The 13831-nt window shown below is 62.3% G+C and carries 11 protein-coding genes; 5 read left to right on the forward strand and 6 right to left on the reverse strand.

The features are described 5' to 3' along the window. Window positions 1-65: 65 nt before the first annotated feature. Window positions 66-1352, reverse strand: a complete 1287-nt coding sequence (locus tag JJ869_RS05115; RefSeq protein ID WP_292265025.1) for an MFS transporter — start codon at window positions 1350-1352, stop codon at window positions 66-68. Between the two features lie 346 nt (window positions 1353-1698). Between JJ869_RS05115 and JJ869_RS05120 the strand changes: the two genes are divergently transcribed. Beyond that, window positions 1699-3360, forward strand: a complete 1662-nt coding sequence (locus tag JJ869_RS05120) for a thiamine pyrophosphate-dependent enzyme (RefSeq protein ID WP_292265026.1) — start codon at window positions 1699-1701, stop codon at window positions 3358-3360. Between the two features lie 12 nt (window positions 3361-3372). On the opposite strand, the gene queA is transcribed toward JJ869_RS05120, so the two are convergent. The 3 genes from queA to JJ869_RS05135 all read right to left on the reverse strand — a co-directional run bounded on the left by queA (window position 3373) and on the right by JJ869_RS05135 (window position 8653). After that, window positions 3373-4419: a tRNA preQ1(34) S-adenosylmethionine ribosyltransferase-isomerase QueA gene (gene queA, locus JJ869_RS05125; RefSeq protein ID WP_292265027.1), complete on the reverse strand. Its 1047-nt coding sequence runs from the start codon at window positions 4417-4419 to the stop codon at window positions 3373-3375. 139 nt (window positions 4420-4558) lie between these two features. Then, window positions 4559-5182, reverse strand: a complete 624-nt coding sequence (locus tag JJ869_RS05130) for a 2OG-Fe(II) oxygenase family protein (RefSeq protein WP_292265028.1) — start codon at window positions 5180-5182, stop codon at window positions 4559-4561. 177 nt (window positions 5183-5359) lie between these two features. Next, window positions 5360-8653, reverse strand: a complete 3294-nt coding sequence (locus JJ869_RS05135; RefSeq protein WP_292265030.1) for an AsmA-like C-terminal region-containing protein — start codon at window positions 8651-8653, stop codon at window positions 5360-5362. Between the two features lie 82 nt (window positions 8654-8735). Between JJ869_RS05135 and JJ869_RS05140 the strand changes: the two genes are divergently transcribed. From JJ869_RS05140 to JJ869_RS05155, 4 genes are all read left to right on the forward strand, one after another. Then, entirely contained in the window at window positions 8736-9203 is a 468-nt protein-coding gene (locus JJ869_RS05140; protein ID WP_292265031.1) for a peroxiredoxin, read from the forward strand. A 155-nt stretch (window positions 9204-9358) separates the two neighbouring features. Beyond that, on the forward strand, window positions 9359-10168 hold the full coding sequence (locus JJ869_RS05145; RefSeq protein ID WP_292265032.1) for a ferritin-like domain-containing protein: 810 nt from the start codon (window positions 9359-9361) through the stop codon (window positions 10166-10168). A 215-nt stretch (window positions 10169-10383) separates the two neighbouring features. After that, entirely contained in the window at window positions 10384-11697 is a 1314-nt protein-coding gene (locus JJ869_RS05150; RefSeq protein ID WP_292265033.1) for a M23 family metallopeptidase, read from the forward strand. Then, entirely contained in the window at window positions 11687-12181 is a 495-nt protein-coding gene (locus tag JJ869_RS05155) for a polymer-forming cytoskeletal protein (protein WP_292265034.1), read from the forward strand. Before JJ869_RS05150 ends, JJ869_RS05155 begins: the two co-directional genes overlap by 11 nt. A gap of 58 nt (window positions 12182-12239) precedes the next feature. Here JJ869_RS05155 and JJ869_RS05160 read toward each other — a convergent pair whose 3' ends face one another. Together JJ869_RS05160 and JJ869_RS05165 are read right to left on the reverse strand one after the other, a co-directional pair. Next, complete coding sequence (locus JJ869_RS05160) at window positions 12240-13157, reverse strand: DMT family transporter (protein WP_292265035.1); 918 nt, start codon at window positions 13155-13157, stop codon at window positions 12240-12242. Window positions 13158-13227: 70 nt separating this feature from the next. Beyond that, on the reverse strand, window positions 13228-13831 hold a 604-nt coding region (locus tag JJ869_RS05165), incomplete at its 5' end, for an amino acid ABC transporter ATP-binding protein (protein ID WP_292265036.1).

Here is a 13831-nt window from a genome sequence, read left to right on the forward strand (position 1 = left end):
GGGCAACAGTCACATTTCATGTCAGGGCCGACATAACCGGCAACTTCGGCTAAAATCGGCCAAGTCTATGCCGTGCCTGCCTGTTTGGGCGAACGAGCCCCATCCTGAGCGCCAGCCTCGGCTGTCTCGATGGCCCATTCCGAAGCAAACTCCACCGTCACCGGCGACGCGGTGGGCATCATGCTCTGATAAGCGTTGGTGTCCTCTGATGACGGCGCGGGGCGCTGTGTCATCCGGTAGAACGCATACCCCGTCAGCGCGAGCAGCACGAAAGCCAGCAGAATGAAATAGCCCGGCGGTCCCATGATCTGCATCGCATAACCGATGATCACAGGGCCCGCGATGGCCCCGACCCCGTTGACGAACAACAGACCGGCCGAGGCCGCGGCCATGTCCTCATGTTCAAGAAAGTCGTTGGTGTAGGCGATGAGCAGCGAATACAGCGGGTTCGACAGTCCGCCGATCAGGAACGCGGCGGCGACAAGGACATAGAAATTGCCGCCAAAGAACATCCCCATGAGCGATGCCAAGCCCGCGATCAGCGCCGAAAGCGCGATCAAAACGCGCCGGTCGAACCGGTCCGACAGCCAGCCCACCGGGTATTGGAAGATCAGCGCACCAACATAGAACGCTGCGGTAAAAATGGGGATCTGCCCGATGCTCAGCCCCGCCCCGGTCGCGTACACCGCTGCCATCCCGAACTGGGCCGCAAAGACGCTGCCCATCAAGAACATGCCGACACAACCCAAGGGCGACGTTCTGTAAAGCTCCACCAGCGTCATCCGCTTTGTGCTTTCGAATGCCGGTGTGGGCGAGATCGACAGAAGGATCGGCGCAAAAGCAATGGAAACCAGAACCGACGGGATCACGAACAGCAGATACCCCGACGGGTCAGGCACCACGAGCAAGCCTTGCGCGATGATGATGCCCAGCATCTGCACGATCATGTAAGCCGACAGCGCCTGTCCGCGAGTTTCGTTGGTTGACGCATTGTTCAGCCAGCTTTCCGCCGTGACGTAGACACCGCAGAAACAAAACCCGATCACCACGCGACCGATGATCCACGCGATGGGATCCTGAATGGTCGGGAAAAGCAGCAATGCCGCGGACACGAACGACCCAAGCGCCGCGAAGACCCGCACATGTCCCACCCGTCGGATCATGTCCGGCGTCACCCGAGACGCCAGCAGGAAACCCGCAAAATAGGCCGACATCACAAGGGACATCTCGACCGAGGAAAACCCGAGCGTCGAGCCGCGTACACCCAGAAGAGAGCCCTGCAAACCATTGCCCAGCATCAGCAAAAGCATGCCCAACAGCAGCGGCCACGATGTTCGGATCACACTCAACACTTGATGTCCCTTCGGGCTCGGCATTTCTGACGCAAAGGCGTCGGATCATTTCAGCGCAGGCCACCTGCCTCGTCGCACACAACATCTCAGACCTACGTGCGCATTGCGACCGCTGCAATGACAGGGGCGACTTTTTTGAGACCGGGTACGAACACGGGCATTTCTGCCCTGCGCCAAAATGCGAGGTCCGCGCCTGTAAGTCTCTGTTTTTTGTCGCGCGCGATCTGTCGCGTTTGCAACCCCTTCCCGACCCCAAAAACTTAATTTCATTGTCAGGCCGCCATTCCAAGGGCAGGCTTGATGCATTGCGATCCGCAAACTCATAAATGGCGAACGAGATATCCCGATGACAAAAATGATGACAGGCGGCGCGGCGATTGTGGACGCGATCTTGCAGCACGGCGTGGATACGGTTTTTGCCCTGCCCGGCGTGCAGACCTATCCCCTCATGGACGCGCTCAAGAAGGCCGAACCCTCGATCAACGTCATCGGTCCCCGTCACGAACAGACGGCAGCCTATATGGCGATGGGGTATGCGCGGGCAACGGGCAAACCCGGCGTGTTCTCCGTGGTGCCCGGACCGGGGGTGCTCAACACAGGGGCGGCTCTGTGCACGGCGGTCGCTGTAAATGCGCCTGTCCTGCTGCTCACCGGGCAAGTGCCCTCTGCTTTTCTGGGACGCGGGCGCGGACATCTGCACGAGATCCCCGATCAGCGCGCAACGCTTGCGTCGTTCATCAAATGGGCCGAGCGCATTCCGAATGCGACCGCAGCACCCCGCCTTGTCGCGGAGGCATTCCACAAAATGACCAGCGGGCGCCCCGGCCCCGTCGCACTGGAGATGTGCTGGGACACGATGGCCCAGCCTGCTCCCGTTGCCGACACCAGTCCTGCAAGGCCCGCCCTAGAGACGCCGCCCAACCCCACCGCCATCGCCGACGCGGTTGCGCTGCTCAAAGGGGCGAAATGCCCGATGATCATGCTGGGATCCGGCGCACAACATGCCGGAGCCGAGGTGCTGGCCCTTGCAGAGCGCTTGAATGCCCCGGTCACAGCCTTTCGCGGCGGGCGCGGCATTGTCCCCGCCGATCACCCGCTCTGGGTCAATTCCGTCGAAGCCTATGAGCTGTGGGGCGACACCGATGTGCTGATTGGGATCGGATCGCGGTGTGAAATGCAGGCGATGCGGTGGCGCGGGATGATGGATGCCTCCGACCGGATCACCGCAGGGCGCAAGTTGATCCGCATCGACATAGAGCCCGAAGAAATGCAGCGGCTGAAGCCCGATGTGGGCGTTGTGTGCGACGCAGCCATTGGTGCTGCGGCCATCACGGACGGCCTCGCGGCAGACGGCACCACAAAAGCGGAAAACCCACAGCGGATTGCGGACGCTCGCGCACGGGCCAAAAACCTGATCAACACCATCCAGCCGCAGGTGTCGTATCTTGACGTCATCCGAAGGGTGCTGCCGCGCGATGGCATCTTGGTGAAGGATATGTGCCAGGCAGGCTATGCTTCGTATTTCGCATGGCCGGTCTATGCGCCGCGCACGTACATCACCTCGGGCTATCAGGGGAACCTTGGCTTCGCCTATCCGACAGCCCTTGGCGCCAAGGTCGGTTGCCCGGACAAACCCGTGGTCGCCATTCTGGGCGATGGCGGTTTCATGTTTGCGGCGTCCGAACTCTCCACCGCCGCGCAACATGGCATCGGCGTCGTGGCGATTGTGTTCAACAACGGGTCTTACGGCAATGTGGCCCGCGATCAGATCACGAATTTCGAGGGCCGCACCGTCGCAAGCGATCTACCCGGAGTGGATTACGTGAAATTGGCCGAAGCCCATGGCGTGGCCGCGCATCGAGTGGCGTCGCCATCCGAGTTGGAGCCGGTCTTGGCCAAGGCTATCGCCGACGGCGGGCCCGCACTCATCGAAGTGCAGGTCGATCTGGCGGAAGAGACAAGCCCCTGGCCGCTCATCCTGCGCGCCGATCTTCCCTACGCGCCGTAATCCGGGCGACCATCACGGGATCAACAGCGAACTGTCGCCATAGGAAAAGAAGCGATAGCGTTCTGCGATGGCATGCGCATAGATCTCGCGCACCCGCTCCTGACCCATCAGCGCCGAGACCAGCATCATCAGTGTGGACTTGGGCAGGTGGAAATTGGTCATCAGCCCGTCGATGACCTGAAACTCGAAACCCGGATAAATGAAAATATCCGTATCGCCTTCCCACGGCTGAATGCTGCCGCCCCGCGCCGCACTTTCGATCAACCGCAGCGCCGTGGTGCCGACCGGAAGCACCCTCCCGCCTGCCGCCTTGGTCGCGGCGATCTCGGACGCGGCGGTCTCGGACACGCGACCCCATTCCGCGTGCATCTTGTGGGTGGTCACATCCTCGACCTTTACTGGCAGGAAGGTGCCTGCGCCCACATGCAGGGTGACGAAACTCATGCCCACCCCGCGTGCCTGCAACGCCGACACCAACGCCTCGTCGAAATGCAGTGATGCGGTCGGGGCCGCCACAGCACCCATATTGCGCGCCCAGATGGTCTGGTAGTCTTCCTTGTCCTTCTCGTCCGCAGGCCGTTTGGCCGCGATATAGGGCGGCAAGGGCATGGCCCCTGCCTCGGCCAAAGCCGCGTCGAAATCGTCGCCCGTCAGGTTGAACCGCAACAGCCCCTGCCCGTCGCTGCGCCCTTCGAGGCGGGCCGTCAGGTCAGACGAGAACACCACCTCTTCCCCCTCGCGCAGCTTCTTTAGCGGTTTGACCAGCGCTGACCATGTTCCATCCGCCTGCGGCTCAAGCAGCGTGACCTCGATCTTTGCCTCTGTCGCACCAGCCTCCCCCACGCGATGCCGCACCCCAAAGAGCCGCGCCGGGATCACCTTGGTGTCGTTCAGCACCAGCCGGTCCGTGGACCGCAGGATGTCCGGCAACTGGTTCACGATCCGGTCCGCAATCCCCCCCGCCTCGGCATGGAGCAACCGCGCCGACGACCGGGGCGACGCGGGCCGCGTGGCGATCAGGTCTTCGGGCAGGTGGAAATCGAAATCGCTGAGTTTCATGGGGTCGGTCCGGTGCTGCATCTGTGGCCGCAGCCCATACCGAACTTGCGCGCGCAACAAAAGCGCGGAGCGCGTTTCGCTCAGAATGACGCAACCGGCAGGAGCGAGCCCAAAGGCCCCGTCCTGACCGTACTCTCCGTCAGAGGACCTTCCGCGTCAGCACGACATTGAACGAGATCGAAACGCGTGGCTCATCTACGAGATTGGGATGGACGAGGTGGTGCAGAAAACTCGGCCAGAGGAACAGCTCGCCGGGCCTCGGCAGTCGCCTGTACTCGGGGTTGAATTGGCCATCGTCCCTGACCGCATTCATATTGGCTTGCGGACGCGGATCGAAAAAGCTGATCTCGCCCGGATTCAGGTCGCTCCGGTTGCGAGATGCCCGGGATTGATTTGGGACCTGCACGTAGTAGGTGCCGGAGAGCCAGGAATGCGGGTGGTTGTGAAGGTTGTGATAGTCCCCGCGTCGGTTGATGTTCGCCCAGCCCTGAATGTCGAACTCCGGACGATAGCTCATGTTCAGCTCGGCGGCGTAGTCAAGAACCGCCTTGTGGCAGCATTGGCGCAGCCAGCTGATGGCGGGATGCGATTGGCCGAAGATGTCCTGATCAAGATACCGAACAGTCAGATCCTCGGTCCCGGTATCCTCTGCAAGGAGCATCGGGGCCAGCACGGCATTCGCTTGTTCCGCGCCGGGAAGAGTCAGTGTCATCAGGAGAGTCGGCCAGAGACGTTCGAACTGGGGGCGTGCCAAGTCAGTCATGTGAAGTGTCCGCAATACCTCGGACATGAAAACGCCATGCCCGGGTTGCCTAAGGCATGACATATTTACGGGGCGGGTTCCATGGCCTTGGTTCGAGGTGCAGCCCACATTGAAGAAGGGGCGCCTCTTTGGTCCGCATTTCCGACCGTGGCATGACGTGAGAGACACGTCAGCCCCCTACTCCCCCACCACCGGCGGGGGCCGCCTGAAAATCTCGCGGAACATTCCCGGTGTCAGGGCCGAGAGCGGGTTCACACCGACATTCGGCTGATTGGCGGGGCCGGTCAGGTTGAAGTTGAACCCGATCAGCCCCTCGCCCTTGCGGGTAAAGATGCTGCCGATGCCGTTTAGGAAAAAGATCGGCGACAGCACACCCTGAAAATCCAGTGTGCCTGCACCAAGGTTATATGTCCCGTCCATCGAGATCCCCATGGACGGACCGGTGGCACTCGACCGTGTCAGCACCAATTGGTCGGGTGTCAGCCGGAACCGCGCCTCCACTTCCGTGAACAGAATGCCCGGTCCCTCCAACTGGTCCAAGAGACCCACGATGCTGATCGCATCCAGCAGCGACGCGATCCCCGGTGCCTCGCGCAGCCGCGTGTTCACCACATCCAAGGCACCGTCATAACTGCCCGGTTGCCCTGCCACCGGGGCCAGCGCGAGCGTCATGTCGCCCCCGGCCACAGTCTTGAGGATGCCCGCCTCGCGGATCACCCGACCCGCATCATTCGACCGGATGCGGAACGCGGTGGCACCGGCCTGCGGCAAGGCCTCTCCGGCGATCGGGGCAGCACCGTTGACATTTGCGGTGAAGCTGCCGGTCAGCCCGGCTCCGGATTGCAGGTCACCACGGAAATCGGTCAGGCGAATGCTGTTGGACACCTGCAACTGGTCCAGCGCCAAGGTCAAAGGCACACGCCCGCCACCGCCCCCTCCGCCACGACTTTGACCAAAGGGCGCGCTGCGCAGGTCGACCGTACCGCCATTGATCCGCACGGCAGGCACCACGCCCGCGCCGCGCCCGGTCAGGGTGATCGGCGCATCCAGCCAGCCTCCGGCGCGCACGCGGGTCAGGTCAATGGTGTCGAGCGATCCGTCCGTATTCAGCGTGATCGCGCCCCGCGCCTCCAGCCCCGGACCTTCCAGCACCAACCGGTCGATGTGCGCGGGTTGGGCCAGCACCCCACCCACCTCCAACGTGCCCGCCGTTTCGCGCGGCAGGCTCCATCCCAAGGGCGGCAGCGACAGCCCGATGCCCGCCAGACGTGAGGTCAGCGAAAACTCCGGCGGCGCGCCCCGGCGCAGCTCGACCGTCAGGTCGGCCGGACCAGATCCATTGACCGTACCCTCGGGCAGCGCCACGCCGAACGACCGCGCCGCCTCGGCCGACAGCGTGACGGTTCCCGCAACCGTGCTGCCTGTCTGCGGTTGTCCCGGTTCAGGGACCGGCAAGGTCCAAGAGCCTTCGAAGGGCACACCGGACAGCGCCGCCTGCCCGGACACCTGCAACCGGTCGTTTGTCACCGAGACGTCGAGCGTCCGCGCGGTCAGGGAGCGGTTCGGAATGACCTGATCACTGGCGACCTGCGTGGCCCGCCCCCGCATGTCCAATGTCATATCAGGCAGGCGAACCCCCTGTTTCAGAGGCAGGTTCAGCGTTCCGTCAAACGTCACCCGTCCAGCCAACAAGTCCACGGAGCGGCCCGCCCGCTGCATGATCTGAAGCGGCGGGCTGTCGAGATACGACAAGAGCGCCTCGATCTCGCCTTCTCCGGCAAGAGTGATCTGACCTTCTGCCGGGCGCTGCCTTGTGTCGGGAATGACAAAACTGCTGCCACCCAAAGTGATCGCGCCCCCCTGCGGCGGCGTGATCGTGCCCTTGGTCAACCGCACGGCAAATCGGTCATCGTTCAACGTCAGCGTTCCGGCACCCTGACTGACCACCGGCAGGGTGCGCGTGTACCGCACCTGTGCCTGATCGAAGGCCGCGTTGAGATAGACCACCGGTCGGGGGCCGTCCTGCGAGCGCAGCGCGAATTGGCCACGCCGGATCACGCCGCCCTGGATATTGTCCACCACCCAATTGCGGGTGCGCGGGGCCAAAGCCACCGGCCAGAGGTGCAAGAGCGAGTCTGGGGTCAGCGCGCCAAACGTGCCGTCGAGCGCATAGTCCCACACATTGTCCGACGTCCGCAGCTTGCCTGTCATGCGCAGCGGCACCTGCGGATCGTCGATCCAGACGCGCCCCAGATCCAGCTCGAACGGATCAAGACGTAGCCGGAAGTCCAGTTCGGCGTGGTCCACGGACAGAGGAATATCGAACAACGCATCAGGTGCGGCTTCCAACCGGCTGAACCGCACCTGCCCCAACATCTGTGACGGGATGCCGTCGCGCAGATCCGCCAGCGTCGCGCGACCCTCGGCCACCGCGCGCACCAGATTGCTGTCCACTGATAGTTCGGAAAAGCTGATCTGCGACCGGTCGGGATCGAACGAGAAATAACTCCGCGCCGAATTGAACGGGATCGGCGGTGTGTCCGGGGTCGGTTGCACGACGCCCGCATCAATCTGCAAGGTTGCATTCAACACCCCCAGCGACCCGTCTTCACGCATCGCGGCCCGCAAAGAGCCCGAGATCGGCGCCCGAAGTGCCCCAAGCCAAGCCAGCGCCGGGCCTTGGGTGGCGATGTCCTGCGACGGCATGTCGTTCAGCGACACACCAAAGGAGACCTCGGTTTCGCCGATGGTCGAGGACGCATCCAACTGCAACCGCGTCGCGGTGGCCCCGCCACCCAGCAGCGCGAAATCCCCCGACAGTCGAAGCTGGTCGTTCTGCCGTTCCAGCCGCAACCGCCCGCCATCGACGGTCCAGCCGCGTCGCGCCCGCGCGTCCTCGAAGCGCAGGGTCAGCGCGTTCGCTTCCACGCTCTGCAGCCGCGACAGCCGCTCGTCCATCAGCAGGCGGTCAATCTGCGCCACCAGCGTGGGCACATCCGGCGCGGAGCCGTTCATCGCAAAGGCATCCCCAAGCGCAAGGCCCAGCCGCCCATCGCGCCGCCGCGTGAGCGTGACAAACGCCCCGCTTACGCTCAGATCGCGCAGGACCACCTTGCGGCGGACCAGATCGTAGGCCGCCAGACCGATCTCGATATCCGAAAGGACCGCCACCGGCGTACCCGCAGCGGTCTGCACATCCACATCCAGCAGAATGACCCGCGTGCGCCCGTCCCGTTCCAGCCGCAGCTGCACGTCGCCAAAGAGCACCTGAAAGCCCGGCAAGGACGCCGCCAGTCTTTCTTCCACCGTGTCGCGCACCCAGTCCGGTGCCGACAAGCTGCGCCCGACCAACGCCCAGCCCGCCCCCAGCACCACCAGCACCAGCGCCAGAAGCACGCCAAGCGCCCAACGCGCGCGTCCCTTGCGGGACGGCGACACCTGCGGTTCAGAGGGCTGTTCCGGCTCCGTCACTGGAAGCGGCATCCTTTTGCGTTATTCTCTGGTCAGCCGGGAACAGTCCCGACCCGTTTTCATCTTTCTAAAGGATAGCGCCATGAGCGATACACTGGAATTGGCTCCTGACTTCACCTTGCCGGTCCAAGGCGGCGATCACAGCGAGATTTCGCTGTCCGGCCTACGCGGCATTCCGTTCGTGCTGTTTTTCTATCCGCGCGATGACACGTCCGGATGCACCAAGGAGAACGAAGCGTTCACTGCGTTGGAAGGGGAATTTGCCCAGATTGGCGTCAAGGTCTTCGGAATCTCGAAGGATAGCCTCGAAAGCCATGAGAAATTCATGGCCAAGAAAAAGCTGACCGTGCCACTGATTTCGGACGAGCATGGCACCGCGTCCGAGGATTTCGGCGTTTGGCAGGAAAAATCCATGTACGGCAAGAAGTTCATGGGGATCGAACGGTCGACCTTCCTGATCGACGCCGAGGGGCGGATCGCGAAAGCGTGGCGCAAGGTCAAGGTGCCGGGCCATGCCGAAGAGGTGTTTGAGGCGGCAAAGGCGCTTTGACGCCTTTTGGATCGGATCGGGCCATGCCCGATCCGACCGGAGCGCGCCTGCGGCGCGCATGAGGGCTCTGCCCTCATACTCCCGAAGTATTTTCCAACCGAAGAAGATCAGAGGTTGACCTTGCAGTCCGGCACACGCTGCGCGATGAGCAGGACATGATGACCTTGTGTGACATGGCGGTGGATGTTCTGACCACCGCAGACGGCCGTGCCAAGACCGCGAAGTCGCGGGATTACGCGAGCCAATGGTTTGCAGCGCGTGCTGCGGGTGCACCCTTGCCGGTTGGCACCGCCACGCCACCGCTGCGCCCATCCCGCCCTGACGCGCCGGAACTGCTCGACCCGCGCGATGTGCCCAAGCGCAAGCCCGGCAGCCCGCAGGGGCGGATCGCGCTGCTTCATGCTGTGGCGCATATCGAACTGAACGCGGTCGATCTGCACTGGGACATCATCCCCCGCTTCGCGCATGTCGGAATGCCGATGGGGTTCTATGACGACTGGGTCAAAGCCGCGGACGAAGAATCCAAGCATTTCAATCTGATGTGCGACTGTCTTGAGGAACTGGGCAGCCATTACGGCGCCCTTCCCGCCCATGCCGGGATGTGGCGAGCGGCCGAGGACACCGTGGATGATTTCATGGGACGGCTTGCGGTCGTCCCCATGGTGCTCGAAGCGCGCGGTCTGGATGTGACCCCCGGCATGATCGAGATTTTCCGCAAGGCCGATGCGACCAGCGCGGTCGCCGCGCTTGAAACCATCTATGCCGAGGAAGTGGCCCATGTCGCCTATGGGTCGAAATGGTTTCATTTTCTGTGCGGGCGGCACGAACAGGACCCGAAGGATGCCTTTCACACGCTTGTCAGACGCTACTTCAAAGGCGCTTTAAAGCCGCCGTTCAACGAGGAAAAGCGCGCTGAAGCCGGGCTTCCGCCCGATTTCTACTGGCCTTTGACCGATACCGTATGACGAGCACTACGCACTGTGACGATTCAGCATCGGTTGATAAGCTCTGAAGATATCGGCGAAATCTTGCCAATTCGGCGGTGGATCGCGTGCTCAGGCATCGCATTGGCCCAAAAACGTTGCCAATCCGTAAATCGGTCTTTAGAGCCGTAACAGATACGCGCCCAGAGTTGGGGCTCAAGAGGCGCGACCTAGGGACGGGAAAGAGGAACATACAGGTGCGCACACGTCTTGCGATCAAACTGCATGCCATACTCGAACGATTTTTTCCGGAACGCCGTCTGTTTTTGCGCTCCGACTCCGACACCCGGTTCATCCGACTGAAATCCAGTACACAGGCGCTCGCGTTCGGGGGCGCCTCTCTTGTTTTGGCATGGAGCATCATCGCAACGGCAATCCTCCTGATGGATTCCATTGGCTCAGGCAATTTCCGCGAACAGGCCCGGCGCGATCTGGAAACCTACCAGATGCGTTTGAACATCCTCTCGGAAGAACGCAACGCCCGCGCCGCCGAAGCGATTGCCGCACAGGAGCGGTTCAACACCGCGCTTGAGCAAGTGTCCGTCATGCAGACCAAACTGCTCGACGCGGAAACTCGTCAGGCCGAATTGGAGAACGGGCTTGAAGCGGTTCAGCTGAAATTGCGCGACGCGATCCGCGCCCGCGAAGACGTGCGCACTGAACTGGCGTCCCTGATGACCGAGATCGAAGCGGGCGGCACCGGCCTTGCCTCGTCCGGGTCAGTCGACACCACGACGCTCGATTTCCTGTCCGCCGCTTTGGCGCGCACCGCCGAAGAGCGCGATCAGGTTGTCGCCGATGCGCAGGACGCGCTGATCCGTGCTGACGAAATGGCGACCGAGATCCGCCTGATGGAAGAAAAGAACGACTCCATCTTCCGCCAGCTCGAAGAAGCGATGACCGTCTCGGTCAAACCGCTCGACAAGATGTTCGAGGCAGCGGGCATGAACCCCGATACGATCCTCAACCAGGTGCGCCGTGGCTATTCCGGCCAGGGTGGCCCGCTGATGCCGCTGAGCTTTTCCACGCGCGACGAAGACCCGTCCGAAGACGTCCTGCGCGCCAATCGCATCCTGAACCAGATGGACCGCCTGAACCTGTACCGGATCGCCGCCGAAAAAGCGCCCTTTGCGATGCCGATCAAGGATTCGTTCCGCTTCACCAGCGGATTCGGGTACCGCTGGGGACGGCTTCATGCGGGCACGGATTTCGCAGGTGCGCATGGCACGCCGATCTACTCTACAGCGGACGGTGTAGTGACCTTTGCGGGCTGGCAATCAGGATATGGTAGACTCATCAAGATACAGCATGAGTTTGGCATCGAGACCCGTTATGCTCATAACTCAAAACTCTACGTGACTGCAGGCCAAAGGGTCTCGCGCGGGGATCGAATTGCTGCTATGGGGAACACTGGACGCTCCACTGGCACACACCTCCATTACGAAGTCCGTGTCGGCGGCAAACCTGTCAACCCCATGATCTACATCAAGGCTGCAAACGATGTTTTCTAAAAGCAAAATCAATGAGCCCGGCCCCAAGGCGGACGAGGCGAGCATTCCGAAACCGGCCATGCCCGATCCGTCGCGTTCTACAGAATTCAAGGCATCGGCGCCAAAAGCCAAGCCAGCGGCCTCGATCCTGTCGAGCGACCTGCACATCACAGGCAATCTCAAGACGACCGGCGACATCAATGTCGAAGGCACCGTTGAGGGTGACATCCGCGCGCACCTGCTGACCGTTGGCGAAAGCGCCACTATCAAGGGCGAAGTGGTGGCAGACGATGTGGTCGTGAATGGCCGTGTCGTGGGCCGTGTGCGGGGCCTCAAGGTCCGCCTGACCGCAACTGCGCGCGTCGAGGGTGACATCATCCACAAGACCATCGCGATTGAATCCGGCGCGCATTTCGAAGGCTCGGTTCAGCGTCAGGACGACCCGCTCAACGGTGGCAAAAAGCCTGTTGTGCCTGCCCCCGCTTCGGCAGCCTCGAACGGCTGATCCCTTTAGACGATACCTCGTCGGACAGGGCCGCCTTCGGGCGGCCTTTTCTTTTGGCTTACGTCCGTGTCTCGGGGCGCTGTAACGGCCGGCGCGCCCGGCGTTCGCGGTAGACGATCATCAGCCCCCCCATCGCGATCAACACCGCCCCCGGCCAAAGGTCATCCACCGGCGCTTCGTCGAAGAACAGCCAGCCCAGGACAAAGGCGATCGGGATGCCGAAATAGCTGAACGGGGCCAAGTTGCTGGGTTCGGTCATACGGTAAGCCACGACAAGGCACAGCACCGCCGACCCGCCGAACAGGCCCATCAAGACGATGAACGCCAGATCCTCGACACTGGCGATGGGTGAAAAGCCCCCTACAGCAAGCGCCAGACAAAAAGATCCAACTGCCGCAAAGGCCGAGCTGTGCAGGTTGAACAGCGGTGTCGGCACCTCCGTGTCGATCAGTCGGGCGGTCACACCGCTGAACGCGTAAAGGAACGACGCCCCCACAGGCAGCAGCAACGCCCATGTGAAGACATCGCTGCCCGGTCGCAGGATCAGGATCACCCCGACAAAGCCGATGGCCACCGCCAGCCAGCGCACCCAGCCCACCCGTTCCCCGAGGATCGGCACGGCCAGTGCCGTCGTGAACAGCGCTGTGGTGTAGGAAATCGTCGTCGCCGTGGCAAAGGCCATGATCCCAAGCGACAGGTAGAACATGAGTTGTGCAAAGGTCACCGACAAACCACGCAGCGCCGCCAGCTTCCATTGGCGGATGCGCAAGGATCGTGTGCCCTGACGCCAGCTAGCCGTCATCCAGAGCGCGATCAGGCTGGGCAGCAGACCGAAGAGATTGCGATAGGCCGAAAGCTCGGCTGCACTGTAACGAGGCGACAGATGTTTGATGATGAGCCCCATCAGTTCGAAGAGCACAAGTGCCGCGATGCTGATCAGGATGCCAAGCACCGCCCTGTCCGACTGTTTCTGCATGGAGCCCTTTTCCCGACCTGTGCCTCCAAGGACCATGTTTCCGCGCCCCTGTCGACGGATTTGCGCCTGCTTACAGAACGCGGCTCAGAAAGGCCCGCGTCCGCGGCTCGCGCGGGTCAGAGAACAGGGTCTCTGGCGGGCCTTCCTCAAGGATGCGCCCCGCGTCGAGGAAACACACCTTGTCTGCCAGTTCGCGGGCAAAGGCCATCTCGTGGGTGGCAATGATCATCGTCATCCCTTCGGTGCGCAACTGCCGCAACACGTCCAGCACCTCGCCCACCAGTTCGGGATCAAGCGCGCTGGTGATCTCGTCAAAAAGCATGATCTCGGGCTGCATCGCCAAGGCACGAATGATCGCGACGCGCTGTTGTTGTCCGCCCGACAGTTGATCCGGGTAGTGGTGCATCCTCTGCCCCAGATCGAACCGCTCGAACAGCGCTTTGACGGGTGCCTCCAACGCATCGCGGCTTTTGCCCAAAACGCGACGCGGGGCGAGCATGACGTTTTCGGCAGCGGTCATGTGCGGAAACAGGTTGAACGACTGGAAGACGATCCCGATGCGCGCACGGATCGGCTGCGGGTTCAGCCCCGGTCCGCTGATATCGACACCGTCCAGAAGGATCATGCCGTCGTCGATGGGTTCCAGCAGATTGATGCAGCGCAACAGCGTCGAC

Origin of the sequence: Marivita sp. (genome assembly GCF_017643905.1) — a bacterium.
In the GTDB taxonomy this organism is placed as follows: domain Bacteria; phylum Pseudomonadota; class Alphaproteobacteria; order Rhodobacterales; family Rhodobacteraceae; genus Marivita.